The following is an 18589-nucleotide window of genomic DNA, read 5'->3' on the forward strand; positions in this document are numbered from 1 at the left end:
CGATGCGGAGCGGCCGTCAGAAGCGGCGCGTGATCAGCGCGCGCTTGACTTCCTGGATCGCCTTGGTGACCTCGATGCCTCGGGGGCAGGCGTCGGTGCAGTTGAACGTCGTGCGGCAGCGCCACACACCGTCCTTGTCGTTGAGGATCTCCAGCCGCTGCTCGCCCGCCTCGTCACGCGAGTCGAAGATGAAGCGGTGGGCGTTCACGATGGCGGCCGGACCGAAGTACTGGCCGTCGTTCCAGAACACCGGGCACGACGACGTGCACGCCGCGCACAGGATGCACTTGGTGGTGTCGTCGAACCGCTCGCGGTCCTCGGCGGACTGCAGACGCTCGCGCGTCGGCTCGTTGGTTTCCTTCGTGATGAGGAAGGGCATCACGTCGCGGTACGCCTGGAAGAACGGGTCCATGTCGACCACGAGGTCCTTCAGCACCGTCAGGCCCTTGATGGCCTCGACCGTGATCGGCTTCTCGGGGTTGAGGTCCTTGATCAGCGTCTTGCAGGCCAGACGGTTCTTGCCGTTGATCCGCATGGCGTCCGAGCCGCAGATGCCGTGCGCGCAGGACCGGCGGAACGTGAGCGTGCCGTCCTGGTCCCACTTGATCTTGTGCAGCGCGTCGAGGACACGCTCCTTGGGGTCGATCTCCAGCTGGAAGTCTTCCCAGACCGACTCGGCCGAGACCTCCGGGTTGAACCGGCGGACGCGGAACGTGGCGGTGATGTACGGGGAGTCGGCGAAACCGGGCTCGGGCGTGCCGGCCGCGTCCGCCTTGTCCAGGGTGGGAGTAGCCATCAGTACTTACGCTCCATCGGCTGGTAGCGGGTCTGGACGACCGGCTTGTAGTCGAGACGGATGGACTCGGTGCCGTCGTCGCCGACCTCGCGGTACGCCATGGTGTGGCGCATGAAGTTGACGTCGTCGCGGTTCGGGTAGTCCTCGCGGTAGTGACCGCCGCGGGACTCCTTGCGGGCGAGCGCGGAGACGGCCATGACCTCGGCCAGGTCGAGCAGGTTGCCCAGCTCGATGGCCTCCAGGAGGTCCGTGTTGAACCGCCGGCCCTTGTCCTGGATCGAGACGTTCAGGTAGCGCTCGCGCAGCTCCGCGATCTTCTCGACCGCCGTCTTGATCGTCTGCTCGGTGCGGAACACCATCACGTTGGCGTCCATGCACTCCTGCAGTTCCAGGCGGATCGCGGCGACCCGCTCGGTGCCCGTGGACTCGCGCAGGCGCTCGACCTGGGCCACGACCTTGGAGGCCGGGTTCTCGGGCAGCTCGACGTAGCCCGTCTTCTCCGAGTACTCCGCGGCGGCGATACCGGCCCGGCGACCGAAGACGTTGATGTCCAGCAGCGAGTTCGTGCCGAGACGGTTGGCGCCGTGCACCGAAACGCAGGCGACCTCACCGGCGGCGTACAGGCCCGGAACGACCGTGGTGTTGTCCGAGAGCACCTCACCCTGGACGTTCGTCGGGATGCCGCCCATGGCGTAGTGCGCGGTGGGCTGGATCGGGATCGGGTCCGTGTAGGGCTCGATGCCGAGGTAGGTGCGCGCGAACTCCGTGATGTCGGGCAGCTTGGCGTCGAGCTGCTCCGGCGGGAGGTGCGTGAGGTCGAGGTAGACGTGGTCGCCCTCGGGACCGCAGCCGCGGCCCTCACGGATCTCCGTGTAGATGGAGCGGGACACGACGTCACGGGACGCGAGGTCCTTCATGACCGGCGCGTACTTCTCCATGAAGCGCTCGCCGTCCTTGTTGCGGAGGATGCCGCCCTCACCGCGGGCGCCCTCCGTCAGCAGGATGCCCATGCGCCAGATGCCGGTCGGGTGGAACTGGAAGAACTCCATGTCCTCCAGCGGCAGCCCGCGACGGTAGACCGCCGCCTGGCCGTCACCCGTCAGGGTGTGCGCGTTGGAGGTCACCTTGAAGAACTTGCCGGTGCCGCCGGAGGCGTAGATCACGGACTTCGCCTGGAAGACGTGGATCTCGCCGGTCGCGAGCTCGTAGGCGACGACGCCCGCCGAGTGCTTGACGCCGTCGATCTCGGTGATGAGCTGGTCGAGGACGTAGAACTCGTTGAAGAACTCCACGCCCTCCTTGACGCAGTTCTGGTACAGCGTCTGGAGGATCATGTGACCGGTGCGGTCCGCGGCGTAGCAGGACCGGCGGACCGGGGCCTCGCCGTGGTTGCGGGAGTGGCCGCCGAAGCGGCGCTGGTCGATCGTCCCGTCGGGCGTCCGGTTGAACGGCAGGCCCATCTTCTCCAGGTCGAGGACGGAGTCGATGGCCTCCTTCGCCAGGATCTCGGCGGCGTCCTGGTCGACCAGGTAGTCACCGCCCTTGATCGTGTCGAAGGTGTGCCACTCCCAGTTGTCCTCTTCCACGTTGGCGAGCGCGGCGGCCATACCGCCCTGCGCGGCGCCCGTGTGGGAGCGGGTGGGGTAGAGCTTCGTCAGCACGGCGGTACGGCTGCGCTTCGTCGCCTCGATGGCGGCGCGCATGCCGGCGCCGCCGGCGCCGACGATGACGGTGTCGTACTTGTGGATCTTCATGAGTGGTTGCCTCAGCCCCGTGCCTAGCGGATGTTCGGGTCGAAGGTGAAGATCACCAGCGTGCCCAGCAGAATCGTGAACACCGTGGCGGTGTAGAGCAGGCCCTTCAGCCACAGGCGCGTGCCCGCGCGTTCCGCGTAGTCGTTGATGACGGTACGCAGGCCGTTGGAGCCGTGCAGCATGGCGAGCCACAGCATCGCGAGGTCCCAGACCTGCCACCAGGGGCTCGCCCAGCGGCCGGCCACGAAGGCGAAGCCGATCTTGGAGACGCCTCCGTCGAGGACGAGCTGGATCAGCAGGTGGCCGAGGACCAGGACGACCAGGACGATGCCGGACAGGCGCATGAAGAGCCAGCCGTACATCTCGAAGTTGCCGCGGGTCGACTTCGGGGTCTTCTTGGTGCGCTTGCGCGGGGCCTCGATGAACGGGGCCGGGTTGTCGACGCTGTAGGCCGAGAAGTCTCCGGCGCCCTCTACGGGGCCGATACCGGAAGCGGCGGTGTCAGTAGTGGACATCTGCGTCAGCTCCCGAATACTTCGCGGAATGCGTGACCGAGGACGGGGTAAAGAGCCCCGAACATCAGCACGACCCAGATACCGACGACGGACCAGAGCATCTGCTTCTGATAGCGCGGGCCCTTGGACCAGAAGTCGACGGCGATGACACGCAGGCCGTTGAGCGCGTGAAAGAGAATGGCGGCCACGAGGCCGTACTCCAGCAGCGCGACGATCGGCGTCTTGTACGTGGCTACGACCTTGTCGTACGCCTCGGGGGAGACACGGACGAGAGCGGTGTCCAGCACGTGTACGAACAGGAAGAAGAAGATGAGGACGCCGGTGACTCGATGAGCCACCCAGGACCACATTCCTTCCCGGCCGCGGTACAGCGTTCCAGCCGGCACGGAAGAACCCTCCGGGAGCGGGGATTGGGGCCGCGCCGGCTTCTCTGTCGGTCGGGCCCGGCCGGGTACGGTCCACCGGCCCCGGCCATCGTAGCGACGTGTTGTCGGAACGCTTACAGCGGCCCTATCAATGTGATCAAACTGGCAATCAATCAGGCACGTTCGGGCTATTGCGGACGCCGGATCCCGCCGGATCGCGGTTCCTGGGCGAACTGACGGACGAGGCGGGTCAGCCGGCCGCGGGCCAGTCTGCGCAGCTCGTCGGCGGTGATGACCCGTTCCTCCTCGGGGTCGTTCGTCAGGCGTGCCCGGATTTCGACGAGGACCTGATCGAGGGCCTCCTCCGGGGCGAATCCGTCCAGACAGATGACGAACACGTGTCCGAATCTGCTCTCGTACGCGGCGTGCGCGGCGCTCAGCGCGGTGTGGGCGACGGAGTACGCGCCGTCCGGGAGCAGCGTGAGCGACTCGCCGGCCAGGGCTTCGGCCAGGTCGGCGGGGGTCAGGTCGTACGCCGCCTCGTCGGCCGCGGCCAGCAGGGCGCCGAGGTCCGGGTAGGGGCGGTGGTCGGCCAGACGGTGGACCCAGCGCAGGCTGCGGCAGCAGGTGAGCAGGGCGCGGGTGACCTCATCGGCGGGCGCGGAGTTGAACCCGTCGAGGCGGGCCGGGGACGGCGCCGCGCTCTTCTGCTCGGGGAGGGCGACCTGGCCGGGGAGGCGTGGGAGACGGTGAGACGTCAGCGTGGGTCCTCGGCGGTGGGGTGAGACACGCGACGTCCGGTGAGCGTGACGCGCGTGCGATACGTGTGTTTCGGCAGGGGGAGAAGTGAAAGGTGTGCCGCTCACGCTATCGAGGAGTGTCGGGACCTGTCCGACGGATGCCCGGATTTCACCCGCACGGGAGAGTTTCGGAGCGTGCGGTGGACGGTTGCGGTGACGGTCGGGGCAGAGTTCGGGGTGGAGCGGAGAGGTCGCGCCGAAGGCGAGCGGGAGAGGCGAACCGGAGAGGTGGACCTCCCGAGGGAGGAGTACACCTGATGGGAGGACGGGGCCGGGCGACGACATGACCCCGGCGAGAGTGGGGACGCAGGGTGGAGCGACCCCGACGTCGGCATGGGCGTGTCGGCGTGAGCGTGTCGGCATGGGCGTGGCGAACTCGGCGGCTCGAAATGCGGTGGGGAATTGTGGTGGGGGAACGGGGTCGGGAAATGAGCAGGGTCGAGTGAGCCAAAGGTAGTGAGCCGGAGGTAGCGGGCCAGAGGTGGTGAGCCGGGCGTAGTGAGCCGGGCGTAGTGATCAGGCATGTGGGCGCGGCGAAGTAAGCACGGTGGCGTGAGCGCTGCGAAGTGAGCACGGTGGCGTGAGCACGGTGGCGTGGGCGCGGCAAAGTGAGCACGGTGGCGTGGGCGCGGCGAAGTAAGCACGGTGGCGTAAGCACGGTGGCGTGGGCGCGGCGAAGTGAGCACGGTGGCGTGAGCACGGTGGCGTGAGCACGGTGGCGTGGGCGCTGCGAAGTGAGCGCGGTGGCGTGGGCGCGGTGAGATGAGGGTGGCGCAGTGAGTGGTGGCAGGCGGCGGGCGCCGCGGCGGCGGACAGGGCGGACCGGGCAGGCCGGGCTCGTCGCGGGCGGTCTGGCGGTCGCCGGTGTCGTCGCGGTGGCCGTGGCGGTCTGGCCCGGCGGAGACGGCCGGCCGTCCGGCGCGCGGGCGCCGTCCGCCGACCGGTCGCAGGCCGTGTCCGAGGGCCGGTCGCCCACCGCCAGCCCCACGCCGACCCGGAGCTACCCCCTCTCCAAGGCCCCTCGCACCATCCCTGCCGTACGGGAGCACATCGCGGCCCACGGCCCCGGCTGGCGCCCGGACGCCGGTGCCCGGGTGGTCGTGGACGACGACCACCTCGCCGACGAGGGCGAACTGCTGGCCGGCGAGCTCAAACTGACGTACGCGGGGCGGACCGGCGCCAGGGCCGGCGATGTCGAGCTGGGCCTCGACAAGGGGACCGCGGGCCCGGAGTCGTACACCCTCACCGTCGAGAACAGCCGGGTCAAAATCACCGGGCCCGCCGAGGCCGGTGTCTTCTACGGCACGCGCACCCTCAAGCAGGAGGTGCACGGCGGCGGTACGGCCCCGGAAGGCGTCGTACGGGACCGGCCGGCAAAGCCGTTCCGCGGGTTCATGCTCGACATCGCGCGCAAGCACTTCACCGCGGCCTGGATCGAGGACCGGGTGCGGGAGCTCGGGGACCTGAAGTACAACCAGCTCGGCCTGCACTTCTCCGACGACCAGGGTTTCCGCATCCAGTCCGACACGCACCCCGAGATCGTGTCGAATCCGCACCTGACGAAGGCGGAGGTACGCCGGATCCTCGCCCTCGCGGCGAGCCGGCACATCACCGTCGTGCCCGAGATCGACTCGCCGGGGCACCTCGGCGCGGTCATCGCGGCGCACCCCGACCTCCAGCTCCGCAACGCGTCCGGGGTCCCCGTGCGCGGAGCCGTCGACATCTCCAAGCCCGCGGCGGCGGCCCTCGTCGACGACCTGCTCAACGAGTACGCGGGCCTCTTCCCCGGCGCCTACTGGCACCTCGGCGGCGACGAGTACCAGGCTCTGACGGTGGCGAACCCGGCGGCGTCCTTCCCGCAGCTGGCCACCGCGGCCAGGAACAAGTACGGAGCGGGCGCGACCGTCTCCGACCTCACGACCGGCTGGCTGAACGACCGCGCCAAGCTGGTCCACGGACGCGGCCGGACGGCACGGGCCTGGAACGACGGCTTCTTCCGCGGCGGCACCGTCCAGGCGGACGGCGGTCTCCAGGTGGCGTACTGGACCGGCAAGGAGATCGGGGCGCGGTTGCCGGTCGAGTATCTGAGCACCGGCCGCAAGGTCGTCAACTACAACGACGAGTTCCTCTACTACGTACTCGGCGAGCCCCAGACCTTCGTCTATCCGACCGGACAGCGCATCTACCAGCAGTGGACCCCCCTCGTCCTGCGCGGTACGACACCGGTCCCCGCGAGGTACGACCCCCAGATCCTCGGCGGTTCCTTCGCCGTCTGGTGCGACCTCGCGGGCTCGCAGACCCAGGACCAGGTCGCGGCGGGCATCCGCATGCCCCTGCGCGCCCTGACCCAGAAACTGTGGGACCCGCGCCCGCCGTCCCTGTCCTGGACGCAGTTCAGTGCCCTCGCGAACCGACTGGGCTGATCCCGTCCGGCGTCTGATACTCCCCGATTCGCCCGTTTGGCGGCCCGATCCCACCCACTTGAGGGGGATCGGGCCGCCCCTCGGCGTGCCGGGTGCCGAGTCGGAGTAATTGGCTGAAAACCTGTTCATCCGGCTCCTCGACCGGCAAGGTGAGGGCGCACTGTGACACTCCTGGTCCGTTGCACGCAGTAAGGGGAAGTGCGGGCTCCGTAAGGCAAGGGCGCCCTGTCGAGGCATTTCGAGGGAGTCGTGATGAGTCTGGTGGAACTGATCGCTCAGGCCGACGAGCGAGGTCTGGCGGCGAGCGGTCTGGCTTGTTTGGATCGGTGCGTACCGCTGCTGGGCGGTGACGACGATGTCCTGAGACCCCTGTGGGCGAGCCTGGCGGAGACGGACCCCTGGGCCGAGTGGGGAACGCGTGTCGAGGAGGCGCGCGCCAAGCTGGACGCGGAGGACCCGGAACCGGCCGTGACCGATGAGGATCACGCGGCCCTGCTCGCCCGCGGCATGCTCGACTCCGTCCCGGCGAAGCCCTCCGAGGAAGAGTTGCGTGCCTGGTCGGACGCCTGCTCGGTGGCGGCGCTCCAGGTGCACCGGTTCCTCGACCACGCCGACGACGCGGAGGCGTGCGTGACGGCACGCCGTGAGGGGCGCACGGAGGGGATGTCCCCGCTCGTCGCCGCCGAACTGCGCCGTCAGGTCGTCATCCTGGAACTCCTCGCCGAGCACGGCAAGGGCGGACTGCGGCTCGCGCTGGACGCGTCGACGGAGGGGCGGCGCGTGCTGCGGGCGGTGGTGTCCCGCAGGGCACGCGGGCGGGCGTAGCCCCGGGCACGGGTGCGCCGGGGGCGGTACGGCTCCGGCGCACCCCAAACCTCTTTCCTGAGGTGTTTCTGTGGCGGTCCTGGGGGCGGAGATGGCGGTCCTGGGCCGGTGTCGCGAACCCTCGCCGGGACGCGTGACGAATCCGGCCGCCGTCGCGCTCTATCGAGTGTGAACGCAACTCAAGCAACGCGGCCCTCGGCTGCGACGAAGCCCGTTCGCTGGGCGGCCGACACGGTCGCGACCATGCGCGAGGGTGCCCGGCTGCGCCTCGACTACTCGGCGCAGAGCCTGTGGCGTGTCGACCGTGTGATCGACGAGATACGCCGGGACGGCGCCCCGTACGCCGCCGTCGAGAGCGTGCTGCGCGGATTCGGGGCGTACGCCGGTGAGGTCGTCGCCCGTCACGCCGGTGCCGAGTGGTGGGAGACCGGCGGCGAACACTGGCTGCGCACGGCCGACGGACGACTCTGGGACCCGATCGAGGAGGCCCGCCGCCGCTACGCGGGCGACGGCTCCCTGCGCCTGCTGTGCCGCGAGGCCACCCGCTAGCCGACGTGGGCCGGCCCGTCCGTCCCCGTCCGAGTGACCGGCCGGCCCTGCTCCGGCGCAGGCGTGGTGAACCGGGTCTGCGTGTACGGGTGTTGAGGGCCGTGGCCCTCGCGGGCCGGGGGCCCGCCGAGCCGGGCGGTCCGTCTGACGCACTGTGACATTTCCTTGGGGTCCGACGCTGATGACCATGGGGGTGTCGACGCGGCCGGCCGCGTCCGGCAGGGCACATTCGGGCGAACTCGGTGCGAACGAGGACAGTGTTGGGCCAGGGAGGGGAACCCCGCCGCGCGCAGCCGTACGACGCGGAACTGGGCGTGGCCGTGGCGCGGGCGCAAGAGGGCGACGAGGTCGCTTTCGCGGTCGCGTACCGGATCGTGCAGCCCGGACTGCTCGGCTATCTACGGGGCATCGTCGGCGACGACGCCGAGGACGTGGCGTCCGACGCCTGGCTGGAGATCGCCCGGGACCTAGGCCGGTTCCGGGGAGACGGCGCGGGGTTCCGCGGCTGGACCGCGACCATCGCCCGGCACCGGGCACTGGACCATCTGCGGCGGCTGAGGGTGCGGCCCCGGGGCACCACCATCGAACAGGACGCCCTGGACCTGCCCGGCCGTCACAGCACGCACGACGAGGCGCTGGAGACCCTGTCGACCGAGTACGCCCTGCAACTGGTCGCGGGGCTGCCGCGCGACCAGGCCGAGGCCGTGCTCCTGCGGGTGGTCGTCGGCCTCGACGGACCGGCCGCGGCACGCGTGCTCGGCAAACGCCCCGGAGCGGTGCGCACCTCGGCCCACCGGGGCCTGAAGCGGCTCGCGCGCCAGCTCGGCGTCACGGGTGTGACGGATGACGAGCCCCGGACGCTGGGGGAGTCGGGATGAGCGTCCAACGGTCCCTGCGCGGCGGGCCGCCGTACGGCGAGGTGCGCGGAGCGGAGTTCTGGTACGGCGAGGAGTTGTCGGGCGGAACGGCAGACGGAGATGGAACCGGACATGGAACCGGACAGGAAACCGGACGTGGAACCGGACAGGCATCCGGGCGTGGAACCGGGCGTGGCGCCGGACAGGAATCCGGACGTGGGACCGGGCAGGCATCCGAGCGTGGGGCCGGACAGGCTTCCGGGCGTGGGACCGGGCCTGGCGCCGGGCAGGCATCCGGACGTGGGACCGGACGGGGGACCGGACAGGAATCCGGGCATGGCGCCGGGCAGGCTTCCGGGCGTGGGACCGGGCCTGGCGCCGGGCAGGCATCCGGACGTGGGACCGGACGGGGGACCGGGCAGGCATCCGGGCGTGGCGCCGGACAGGAATCTGGACGTGGGACCGGACGGGGGACCGGGCAGGCATCCGGGCGTGGCGCCGGACAGGAATCCGGATGTGGGACCGGGTGTGGCGGTGGGCATGGGTGAACGGGACGGCGACGGCGGGGCCCCCGGTCGTCGCGTTGCGCCGTCGGCGGACCCCGGTCGTCGCGTCGCGCCACCGGTGGACCCTGGTCGTCGCGTTGCGCCGCCGGCGGACGCCGGCGGTGAACAGACCGGCCTGGAGTCGCTTCTCGCCGCGGCGATGCGCGGCCGGGCGGACGACCCCGAGGCGCAGACGCAGGCCGTGGCCGCCTTCCGTGCCGCACGGGACGGCGGCGCGCACACCGCGCGCACCCGGCGGCGGGACGACTGGCGCCCCGGTGGACAGCGGCGCCCGAACCGTTCCGCGGGTGCCGCGTTCGCCGTGCTGCTGGCCGGTCTGACCCTGGGCGGCGTCGCCGTCGCGGCCATCGGACCGACCGCGCACGACGACGGCGGCCCCCGGGACGGAGCCGCGGCCCGGCCGTCCGTCGGCGTCGCGGACCGGTTCTCCGTCGAGGCCGCGCCGCCCGTCGGCCCCGGGGCTCCCGGTGTCTCCGCCCCGAGCGGCTCCGTGGAGACCGCTCCCGCCGGGCGTCCGCCGCGGGCCAAGGACACCGAGGCCCACTGCCGTGCTTACGCGTCGGCCAGGGGCCGGGGCGACGCCCTGAACACGAAGGTCTGGCAGCGGCTCGTCACGGCCGCGGGCGGCGAGGACGAGGTCGAGGCGTACTGCGCCGAGCGACTGGCCGAGCGCGCCGGGGCCAAGGACGCGAAGGAGACCGGGGACAAGGGGACCGGGAAACCGGAGGGGGCGGGGAACACGGGGAACCCCGTGAACGCGGCCGGGACGCCGGCTCCGGGAACCTCGGCCGCCACGCCGAAACCGGCGAAGTCCAAGAGGGGGCGGTAGCCGGGGCGGCGGGGGCCGGGCCAGGCCGGCCGGGATCGATGGACGGGCTGGAGGCCGACGGGCTGGAGGGCCCGGCTCCGAAGGCAACGGCGCGCGATGGCGCGTATCTCCGCCGATGGCAACGGCCGGGGCCGCCACCCCCCACAGGAGAGGCCCCGACCGTCGCGCGGCACGGGCCGCGCGGCGACCCGTACTCTCTACAGCGCCGGGACTGCGTTTTGTGTCACACCTCTCACCGTCACCATGTAGTTGCACGTTGTACGAACATGGACGGGGAGCTGTTTCAGGCCGTAACGTGCCTTTCGCGCCGGTGCGGAGAACGGACGACCGCAACCACGAGGGACCAGAGGCCACGACCGTGTGGAATCCGGGACCGCGACCACGTGGGGCCTGAGACCAGAACCGCGTCGGACAGAGACCAGAACAACGCGGACCTGGGACCACAACCGTCCATCGAGAACCACGACGGCGAGAACCCGGTCCGCGAGAGCGGCGCCGGTTGAGGCGCAAAGAGGGGCGCGGGGGTGCTGGGGGACGACGCGGAGCTGACCGCCGCGGTACTTGCTGCACAGGACGGGGACGAGACCGCGTTCCGGACTGTGTACCGAGCGGTGCATCCACGCCTGCTCGGATACGTACGGACGCTGGTGGGCGAGCCGGACGCCGAGGACGTCACGTCCGAGGCCTGGCTCCAGATCGCCCGTGACCTGGAACGGTTCAGCGGGGACGCGGACCGGTTCCGCGGCTGGGCGGCGAGGATCGCCCGCAACCGCGCCCTGGACCACATACGGATGCGTGGCCGCCGTCCCGCGATAGGCGGCGACGAGACCGAGCTGACCGGCAAGGCCGCCGAGTCCGACACCGCGATCGAGGCGATCGAGGCGCTGACCACCGACAGCACCCTCTCGCTCATCGCCCAGCTCCCCCAGGATCAGGCGGAGGCCGTAGTGTTGCGCGTCGTGGTCGGCCTCGACGCCAAGACGGCCGCGGACACCCTCGGCAAGCGCCCCGGAGCCGTCCGCACGGCCGCGCATCGCGGTCTGAAGCGGCTCGCGGAGCTGCTCGGCACCGATCCGGAATCCGTCGGCGCGCTCGACGCCGTTCCCCCGCAACGAGGTTCGCGCACCCGCGCGGTGACGTCCGCCGGTGTGACGCATACGCGTTCGCGGGCGCAGAAGGACATGTGATGGCCGACGAGCAGTACAGATGGCTGGACCGCGACGCCGCGGAGCGTCTGCTGAGCGGAGAGCCGCTGGAAGCCGTCGACGCCGGCACCCGCGAGCAGGCGGACCGCCTTGCCGAGGCCCTCGGCGCACTGGCCGCCGAACCCAAGCTGAGCAGTGACGAACTCCCGGGCGAGGCAGCCGCGTTGGCCGCCTTCCGCAAGGCGCGCGCGGGCGGGGACGGCGCCACGGCGCAGCTCGGCCACCGTGGCCGCGCGCGCCCCGGAGCGCATGCCGCGGACGCCGGTCTCGTCCGTATCGGGCGCCCCGCCGCGCACGGACGACGGACGCGTTGGGGACGGCCCACCCGCTTCGGGCTCGCCGCGGTGCTGGCCGTCGGGATGGTCGGCGGGGTCGCCGTCGCGGCCGGAACCGGAGTGCTGCCGACTCCGTTCACCCGTGAACACCCGGGCCCGGCCGCCACGGCCACGGCGGTGCGGACCCCGGACCGTCCGCTCGTCTCGGCCTCGCCCGCGCCCGGCGTCTCCGGCGGCATCGGCTCCATGGTGCCGGTGCCTGACGGTTCGTCGGGAGATCCGTCCGGTGACACCTCAGCGTCCGCCGATCCCGGCTTCCCGAGCGGTCCGCCCCGTCCGGACTCCACGGGGAGCGCCGACCGCACCCGCGAGTGGTGGGCCCGCACCCGTTCGTACTGCCGTGACGTCCTCGACGGCAAGGACCTCGACGCGGACCGCAGGCGTGCCCTGGAGCATGTCGCGGGCGGCGGCGCCCGGGTGAAGCTGTACTGCTCGGGCGTCCTCGGCCGCGGGCTGGGCAGCGGTTCCGGTGACGGCTCCGGCGACGGTACGGGCGACAGCGGTGAGCAGGGCTCCGGGCAGGGCTCCGGACAGGACGATCAGGGGGACCAGGGCGGCGGTGACGGTGACGGCCACCACATAGTGCCGCGCGCCAACGACCCCCGGGGCAACGGCGGTACCGGCACCGCGTCCGCGCTGAACCCGGTGCTGACCCGCCTCCTGCCGGCCGTGCCGACGAGGTCCCCACTGTCGAGCCCGACGTCGGGCCCACTGTCCGCCTGGACGTCGAGCCCGGCGCCGGGCCGGTCGGTCAGCTCGCTTTCGTGAATCCCCGTACTCCCAGGCGCTGATCGGTCCGTCGACTTCCCGGCCGGTGTGGTGTCGTACCGTCAGCTCTCCGGCCGCCGCGTCTCCGGCCGTCGCGCTCTCTTGTGCCGGCCGTCCTCGCGTACGGCGTGCTCCCGGGCCCGGCACGGTCACGTCCCACCGGTGGCCCGGCCCCGCGACTCCTCGGCCCGCGCCCCCACACTCCGCTGACCTGCGCTTTCGTAGGTCGCGGAACTTTTTTGGGGCCGGGTGTGACGTTTTCGGCCGCCGTGACGCAGTACGTGGTGAGCCGACTGGTCATCGGCCGTCGCACGGAGCCCGGGTTCCCCCCGTACCCACGGCTCTGTGCAACCGGCGCGGGTGGGACACGTTCCCCCGGTCCCGCCCGCGCCCCACTCTCTCTCCCCTGTCCCGTCTCCGGGCAGGGCTCCGTCACCAGTAGACGACGACCTTGTCGCCCGTGCGGACCTGCGCGAACAGCGCCGCCACCTTGCTCTCGTCCCGCACGTTGACGCAGCCGTGCGAGGCGCCGTAGTAGCCGCGTGCCGCGAAGTCCGAGGAATAGTGCACCGCTTGGCCGCCGCTGAAGAACATCGCGTACGGCATGGACGTGTGGTAGATCGTCGACACATGGTGGCGCGATTTGAAGTAGACGCTGAACACACCTTCGCGGGTCGGCGTGTACTGCGAGCCGAACCGCACGTCCATCTCCGAGACCGTCCTCCCGTCGATCATCCAACGCAGCGTGCGGCTCGCCTTGCTGACGCACAGAACGCGGCCCGTCATGCAGCGCGGATCGGGCTTCGCGGCCGGCTGCCCGCCGTAGGGGTACAGCTCCCAGGCCGCCGGTTCGTGCGTCATCTTCCGCAGCCGCTGCCAGGTGACGGTGTCCAGTTCACCGGTGCGCGGCAGTCCCCGCTTGCCCTGGAACCCCTTCACGGCCTCGGCCGTCCGGGCGTCGTACGTCCCCGTCGGCGGGGTGATCAGCCAGGCGACCTGGTGCAGCCGGGCCTGTGCCCTGCGGACGGCGTCGCCCCGGTCTCCGCTGGACCAGAGGACTTTGGCGGGGGCGGCGGGACTGTCGGTCCTGCCCGACCCGGGAGAGCCGGATGCGCCGTCCGTCCCCTTCGAGGGACTGGCGGGCTTGTCGTCCGTTCCCTTCGCGCCGGGGGCCGGGGCGAGCGAACCGTCGATCCGTACCGGCGCCGTCTTCCCCCGCCCGTCCACGGCGTGCGCCGTGCAGCCGCTCACCGCGGCGAACGCCGCGAGCGCGGCCAGCGATCTCTTCAAGCCAGTCGTACGCATCCGGACCCCTGTTCCACCCGTCCTGTCCCGCACATCAGGCCCCCGTCCCACCGTCGTGTCACCTGAGATGCTCCCCGCGGGTGACCGGTTGCGAACCAGGCGGCATGGTGGAAGAGAACCACGGAACAGGCCCGCGAGAGGGTCTGTGGGCAAGGTCCCGGCGCGGGTTTCTCCACCGGGTGCGCCGAGGCCACTACAGTCCGTCGCCGAGGGCGAAATCCTGTTGGTCGGGCCGCTTCACGGGAGGCACAGCAATGGCGCGCGAATCCGAGTCCGGACTGCCCATCGAACCGGTCTACGGTCCCGAGGCCCTGGACGGCTGGGATCCGGCCGAGAAACTGGGCGCGCCGGGCGCGTACCCCTTCACCCGCGGCGTGTACCCGTCGATGTACACGGGCCGCCCGTGGACCATGCGGCAGTACGCGGGGTTCGGTACGGCCGTGGAGTCCAACGCCCGCTACAAGCAGCTCATCGCCAACGGCACGATGGGCCTGTCGGTCGCCTTCGACCTGCCCACCCAGATGGGCCACGACTCGGACGCCCCCCTCGCGCACGGCGAGGTCGGCAAGGTCGGCGTGGCCATCGACTCCATCGACGACATGCGCGTCCTGTTCGGCGGGATCCCGCTGGACAAGGTCTCCACCTCGATGACGATCAACGCGCCCGCCGCGCTGCTGTTGTTGATGTACCAGCTCGTCGGCGAGGAACAGGGCGTCCCGGCCGACCGGTTGACGGGCACGATCCAGAACGACGTCCTCAAGGAGTACATCGCCCGAGGGACGTACATCTTCCCGCCCAAGCCGTCCCTGCGGCTGATCGCGGACATCTTCAAGTACTGCGGTGCCGAGATCCCGAAGTGGAACACGATCTCGATCTCGGGCTACCACATGGCCGAGGCGGGCGCCTCTCCCGCGCAGGAGATCGCGTTCACGCTCGCCGACGGCATCGAGTACGTCCGTACGGCCGTCGCCGCCGGCATGGACGTCGACGACTTCGCGCCCCGCCTCTCCTTCTTCTTCGTCGCGCGGACGACGATCCTGGAGGAGGTCGCCAAGTTCCGTGCCGCCAGGCGCATCTGGGCCCGGGTCATGAGGGACGAGTTCGGCGCGAAGAACCCCAAGTCGCTGATGCTGCGCTTCCACACGCAGACGGCGGGCGTCCAACTCACCGCGCAGCAGCCCGAGGTGAACCTCGTCCGGGTCGCGGTCCAGGGCCTCGGAGCGGTCCTCGGCGGCACCCAGTCCCTGCACACCAACTCCTTCGACGAGGCCATCGCGCTGCCCACCGACAAGTCCGCGCGGCTGGCCCTGCGCACCCAGCAGGTCCTGGCCTACGAGACGGACGTGACGGCGACGGTCGACCCCTTCGCCGGCTCGTACGTCATCGAGAGCATGACCGACGACGTCGAGGCGGCGGCCGTCGACCTCATGACGCGGGTCGAGGACCTCGGCGGCGCCGTCGAGGCCATCGAGCACGGCTTCCAGAAGGGCGAGATCGAGCGCTCCGCGTACCGGGTCGCCCAGGAGACCGACTCCGGCGAGCGCGTGGTGGTCGGCGTCAACCGCTTCCAGCTCGACGCGGAGGAGCCGTACGAGCCGCTCCGCGTCGACCCGGCCATCGAGGCCCAGCAGGCCGAACGCCTCGCCCGGCTCCGCGCCGAGCGCGACCAGGCGGCCGTCGACACCGCCCTCGCCGCCCTGAAGAAGGCCGCCGAGGGCACGGACAACGTCCTGTACCCGATGAAGGACGCCCTGCGCGCCCGCGCGACGGTCGGCGAGGTCTGCAACGCGCTGCGCGAGATCTGGGGCGCCTACGTCCCGACGGACGCCTTCTGACCTGGGTGATTCCTTCGTACGGGTGAACGGGAGCGGAAGCCGCACACCCTCGGTCACGCTCATGAAGAGTGATCCCTGAAAAGGAGGACGCCGTGGCCGTACCGCAGCACGAACTGACGTTGAGCCAAGCTGCCGACCTGCTCTCCCGCGTACTGCCCGCGCACCGCGTGGAGCTTCTCCAGGGCAGGCTCACCGCGACACCACCGCCGGACGGCTCGCATGCGCTGTCGCTGACGTGGTTGGTCGTGGCGTTCGACAGGGCGGGAGCCCGGGAAGCCGGGCTCAGGTATGTCCAAGGCGTCGGTCTCTGGCTGCCCACGCTGCGCGACGACTACGCGATCCCCGACTTCTCCATCGTCGACGAGGACTTCCGGGACGCCCTCGTCCAGAAGAACTGCTACGCCCCGAACGTCTTCCGCCTGGTCGCCGAGGTGACCTCGTCGAACTGGTCCGACGACCTCGGCCCCAAGGTCGAGTGCTACGCCGAGGCAGGCATCCCGGTCTACATCGTGGCCGACCGGAAGCACGACGAGGTCCTGCTCTACCGCGACCCGGCCGACGGCAAGTACCCGGCCCCCGAGCGTTACAAGCGGGGCCAGAGCGTCCCGGTCCCCGAGTCCGTCGGTGTCGCCCTGGACCTTTCCGTGGACACCCTCCTCGACGGTGACTGACCGGCGAGACGCCTCTACTCGCTGTCGTGGCCGCGTGCGACACTCGCTCTCATGCTTGGTGTCATCGATCTCCCCACCTATCTCGCGGGTCTTGTCCTGATCGTCCTGTTGCCGGGGCCGAACTCGCTGTACGTGCTGTCCGTCGCCGCCCGCAGGGGCGTCCGTACGGGCTATACCGCCGCCGCGGGTGTGTGGTGCGGGGACACCGTGCTGATGACACTGTCGGCCGCCGGTGTGGCGTCACTGCTGCAGGCGAACGCCGTGCTGTTCGGGATCGTGAAGTACGCCGGGGCCGGCTATCTGACCTGGCTGGCGGTCGGGATGCTGCGGGCCGCGCGGGCGATGTGGCGGGCCCGGCGGGAGCCGGTCGCGGAGAGCGCGGAGCCCGAGGCGGTGGCCGGGGAGCGGCCGTTCCGGCGGGCGCTGGTGATCAGCCTGTTCAACCCGAAGGCGATCCTGTTCTTCGTCGCGTTCTTCGTGCAGTTCGTCGACCCCGGGTATGCCTACCCGGCGCTCTCCTTCGTCGTCCTCGGCGCCTTCGCCCAGCTCGCGAGCTTCCTCTACCTGACCGCGCTGATCTTCAGCGGTACGCGCCTCGCGGAAGCCTTCCGCCGCCGCAAGCGCCTCTCCGCGAGCGCCACGACCGCCGCCGGCGCCCTGTTCCTCGGCTTCGCGGTCAAGCTCACGCTCGCCAGCGCCTAAGGGCTGTCCCGGTCGGCCCGTTCTCAGCCGACGGCCAGCCCCACCCGGGCCGCGTACTCCTGCAGGCCCCGCGCGTCGGTGCCCGCCCAGCCCACGTACCCGTCGGGGCGGACGAGGAAGACCCCGGTCCCGTACGGCTCGTGCGTCCCGATCCGCGCGCTGCGGACGCCGGGGAGCACCGGTGTTTCCGCGTCCGTGCCGACCGTGAGCAGGGTCCAGTGCGGTCCCCGGAACACGTCGAAGAGGCGTACGCCCTCCACGGTTCCGTCGGGGGCACGGTCGCCCGCGCGAAGTGCCTCGTCCGGCAGGTCCGCACGGGTCTCCACCGCGAGGGAGGAGCCGCGGTAGCCGAGGCCGAGCTGCCGGGTCGCGCCGCCGCGGCGGGCCTCGCCGCGGTGGATCCGGGTGGACAGGCCGAGCATGACGGCGGCGACGGGGAGCCGCTCCTCCTCATAGGTGTCGAGGAGGGACGCGGGAGCCTTGCCGCGCAGGACCGGGCCGAGCTTCCAGCCCAGGTTGTAGGCGTCCTGGACGCTGGTGTTGAGCCCCTGGCCGCCGGCCGGCGAGTGGATGTGCGCCGCGTCTCCGGCGAGGAGGACCCGCCCGGCGCGGAAACGCTCCGCCAGCGCCGTGCGCGGCCGGAAGTCCGAGGCCCAGCGCAGCTCGGTCACGGCCTCGGGCGAGAGATGGGAGCGCGCGGCGACGGTCTTGCGGATGCCGTCGAGGGACAGGTCGACGTCCGTGCCCTCCGGGAACTGCGCCACGACCTGGAAGTCCTGCGTACCGGCCAGCGGGCAGATCGCCAGGAAGCCGCCGGTGTCCTCGCGGGGCGGGAAGACATGCCAGTTTTCGCGGTCCAGCCCGGTGATCCGTACGTCCGCGACGAGCATCGGGTGGGGGTCGACGGTTTCTCCGGCCATGGCGATCCCGAGCGCGCGTCGTACGGCTGAGCGGCCACCGTCGGCGGCGACGACGTACCGCGCGCGGACCGGCGCGCCGGAGGCGAACCCCACGGTCACGCCGTTCTCGTCCTGGGCGACCGCGACGACCTCACGGCCGAAGGCGACCCGGCCCCCGAGTTCCTGGAGCCGCGCGAAGAGGATCTCCTGGGTACGCCACTGCGGCACCATCCACGGTGCGTTGTACGGCGAGTCGTCGCTCGGCTCGGCCGGGTCGAACATCTGGTGCTCGCCCACGCGCTCGCCGTCCTGCCAGATCATCCCGACCGGGTAGTCGCCGCCCGCCGCGCGGATCGCGTCGAGGACGCCGAGGTCGTCGAAGACCTCCATCGTGCGCGGCTGGATTCCCTTGCCGCGGGAGCCGGGGAACAGCCCGTCGGCCCGCTCGGCGACGAGCGCGTCCACTCCGTGCCGGGCGAGATCGGCGCCGAGGGCGAGACCGGTCGGGCCGGCGCCGACGACGAGTACGTCCACGTTCACGACCATCTCCTTAACGCTGTTAAGTTCCATGCCGCGAGCATGCCCTTAAC

General features: G+C 71.2%; 17 protein-coding genes. 10 read left to right on the forward strand and 7 right to left on the reverse strand.

The window, feature by feature from the left end:
- Positions 1–16: 16 nt before the first annotated feature.
- The 5 genes from ACIQRL_RS18630 to ACIQRL_RS18650 form a co-directional block, all read right to left on the reverse strand.
- Positions 17–796, reverse strand: a complete 780-nt coding sequence (locus ACIQRL_RS18630; RefSeq protein ID WP_401332532.1) for a succinate dehydrogenase iron-sulfur subunit — start codon at positions 794–796, stop codon at positions 17–19.
- Entirely contained in the window at positions 796–2550 is a 1755-nt protein-coding gene (gene sdhA / locus ACIQRL_RS18635; RefSeq protein WP_401332533.1) for a succinate dehydrogenase flavoprotein subunit, read from the reverse strand. The genes ACIQRL_RS18630 and sdhA overlap by 1 nt, the downstream gene beginning before the upstream one ends.
- A gap of 23 nt (positions 2551–2573) precedes the next feature.
- A complete protein-coding gene (locus tag ACIQRL_RS18640) occupies positions 2574–3065 on the reverse strand; it encodes a succinate dehydrogenase hydrophobic membrane anchor subunit (protein WP_401332535.1) in 492 nt (163 codons plus the stop codon).
- Positions 3066–3070: 5 nt separating this feature from the next.
- Positions 3071–3451, reverse strand: a complete 381-nt coding sequence (gene sdhC, locus ACIQRL_RS18645; RefSeq protein ID WP_103550164.1) for a succinate dehydrogenase, cytochrome b556 subunit — start codon at positions 3449–3451, stop codon at positions 3071–3073.
- A 167-nt stretch (positions 3452–3618) separates the two neighbouring features.
- Complete coding sequence (locus tag ACIQRL_RS18650; RefSeq protein ID WP_401333329.1) at positions 3619–4191, reverse strand: 2-oxo-4-hydroxy-4-carboxy-5-ureidoimidazoline decarboxylase; 573 nt, start codon at positions 4189–4191, stop codon at positions 3619–3621.
- 815 nt (positions 4192–5006) lie between these two features.
- Between ACIQRL_RS18650 and ACIQRL_RS18655 the strand changes: the two genes are divergently transcribed.
- The 7 genes from ACIQRL_RS18655 to ACIQRL_RS18685 all read left to right on the forward strand — a co-directional run bounded on the left by ACIQRL_RS18655 (position 5007) and on the right by ACIQRL_RS18685 (position 12587).
- A complete protein-coding gene (locus ACIQRL_RS18655) occupies positions 5007–6653 on the forward strand; it encodes a glycoside hydrolase family 20 protein (protein WP_401332537.1) in 1647 nt (548 codons plus the stop codon).
- A gap of 252 nt (positions 6654–6905) precedes the next feature.
- Positions 6906–7478, forward strand: coding sequence for a hypothetical protein (locus ACIQRL_RS18660; protein ID WP_401332539.1), 573 nt, complete (start codon positions 6906–6908; stop codon positions 7476–7478).
- Between the two features lie 168 nt (positions 7479–7646).
- Positions 7647–8027, forward strand: a complete 381-nt coding sequence (locus ACIQRL_RS18665) for a hypothetical protein (RefSeq protein WP_401332541.1) — start codon at positions 7647–7649, stop codon at positions 8025–8027.
- A 260-nt stretch (positions 8028–8287) separates the two neighbouring features.
- Positions 8288–8905: an RNA polymerase sigma factor gene (locus ACIQRL_RS18670; protein WP_401332543.1), complete on the forward strand. Its 618-nt coding sequence runs from the start codon at positions 8288–8290 to the stop codon at positions 8903–8905.
- Positions 8906–9508: 603 nt separating this feature from the next.
- The gene (locus ACIQRL_RS18675) at positions 9509–10279 is read left to right on the forward strand and encodes a hypothetical protein (protein WP_401332545.1); all 771 of its coding nucleotides are present in this window, start codon (positions 9509–9511) and stop codon (positions 10277–10279) included.
- 524 nt (positions 10280–10803) lie between these two features.
- A complete protein-coding gene (locus ACIQRL_RS18680; protein ID WP_401332547.1) occupies positions 10804–11466 on the forward strand; it encodes an RNA polymerase sigma factor in 663 nt (220 codons plus the stop codon).
- Positions 11466–12587 (forward strand): hypothetical protein, encoded by a 1122-nt coding sequence (locus ACIQRL_RS18685; RefSeq protein WP_401332549.1) that lies wholly within the window; start codon positions 11466–11468, stop codon positions 12585–12587. Before ACIQRL_RS18680 ends, ACIQRL_RS18685 begins: the two co-directional genes overlap by 1 nt.
- Before the next feature lie 432 nt (positions 12588–13019).
- On the opposite strand, the gene ACIQRL_RS18690 is transcribed toward ACIQRL_RS18685, so the two are convergent.
- Positions 13020–13892, reverse strand: coding sequence for a L,D-transpeptidase family protein (locus ACIQRL_RS18690; protein ID WP_401332551.1), 873 nt, complete (start codon positions 13890–13892; stop codon positions 13020–13022).
- A gap of 254 nt (positions 13893–14146) precedes the next feature.
- On the opposite strand from ACIQRL_RS18690, the gene ACIQRL_RS18695 reads away from it, so the two are divergent.
- The 3 genes from ACIQRL_RS18695 (at position 14147) to leuE (ending at position 17100) form a co-directional block, all read left to right on the forward strand.
- A complete protein-coding gene (locus ACIQRL_RS18695) occupies positions 14147–15727 on the forward strand; it encodes a methylmalonyl-CoA mutase (RefSeq protein ID WP_401332553.1) in 1581 nt (526 codons plus the stop codon).
- Between the two features lie 92 nt (positions 15728–15819).
- Positions 15820–16398, forward strand: coding sequence for a Uma2 family endonuclease (locus tag ACIQRL_RS18700; RefSeq protein ID WP_401332554.1), 579 nt, complete (start codon positions 15820–15822; stop codon positions 16396–16398).
- 51 nt (positions 16399–16449) lie between these two features.
- Positions 16450–17100 (forward strand): leucine efflux protein LeuE, encoded by a 651-nt coding sequence (leuE, locus tag ACIQRL_RS18705; protein ID WP_401332556.1) that lies wholly within the window; start codon positions 16450–16452, stop codon positions 17098–17100.
- Positions 17101–17123: 23 nt separating this feature from the next.
- On the opposite strand, the gene ACIQRL_RS18710 is transcribed toward leuE, so the two are convergent.
- Positions 17124–18545: an FAD-dependent oxidoreductase gene (locus tag ACIQRL_RS18710; protein WP_401333332.1), complete on the reverse strand. Its 1422-nt coding sequence runs from the start codon at positions 18543–18545 to the stop codon at positions 17124–17126.
- Positions 18546–18589: the final 44 nt, after the last annotated feature.

The organism is Streptomyces sp. NPDC091209 (assembly GCF_044757755.1).
Taxonomy (GTDB): domain Bacteria; phylum Actinomycetota; class Actinomycetes; order Streptomycetales; family Streptomycetaceae; genus Streptomyces.

Bases quoted from the DNA above. Each gene is read 5' to 3' on its own strand.
- ACIQRL_RS18630 (WP_401332532.1), bottom strand. From the start codon at position 796: ATGGCTACTCCCACCCTGGACAAGGCGGACGCGGCCGGCACGCCCGAG.
- sdhA (WP_401332533.1), bottom strand. From the start codon at position 2,550: ATGAAGATCCACAAGTACGACACCGTCATCGTCGGCGCCGGCGGCGCC.
- ACIQRL_RS18640 (WP_401332535.1), bottom strand. From the start codon at position 3,065: ATGTCCACTACTGACACCGCCGCTTCCGGTATCGGCCCCGTAGAGGGC.
- ACIQRL_RS18660 (WP_401332539.1), top strand. From the start codon at position 6,906: ATGAGTCTGGTGGAACTGATCGCTCAGGCCGACGAGCGAGGTCTGGCG.
- ACIQRL_RS18685 (WP_401332549.1), top strand. From the start codon at position 11,466: ATGGCCGACGAGCAGTACAGATGGCTGGACCGCGACGCCGCGGAGCGT.
- ACIQRL_RS18690 (WP_401332551.1), bottom strand. From the start codon at position 13,892: ATGCGTACGACTGGCTTGAAGAGATCGCTGGCCGCGCTCGCGGCGTTC.
- ACIQRL_RS18695 (WP_401332553.1), top strand. From the start codon at position 14,147: ATGGCGCGCGAATCCGAGTCCGGACTGCCCATCGAACCGGTCTACGGT.
- leuE (WP_401332556.1), top strand. From the start codon at position 16,450: ATGCTTGGTGTCATCGATCTCCCCACCTATCTCGCGGGTCTTGTCCTG.
- ACIQRL_RS18710 (WP_401333332.1), bottom strand. From the start codon at position 18,545: ATGGTCGTGAACGTGGACGTACTCGTCGTCGGCGCCGGCCCGACCGGT.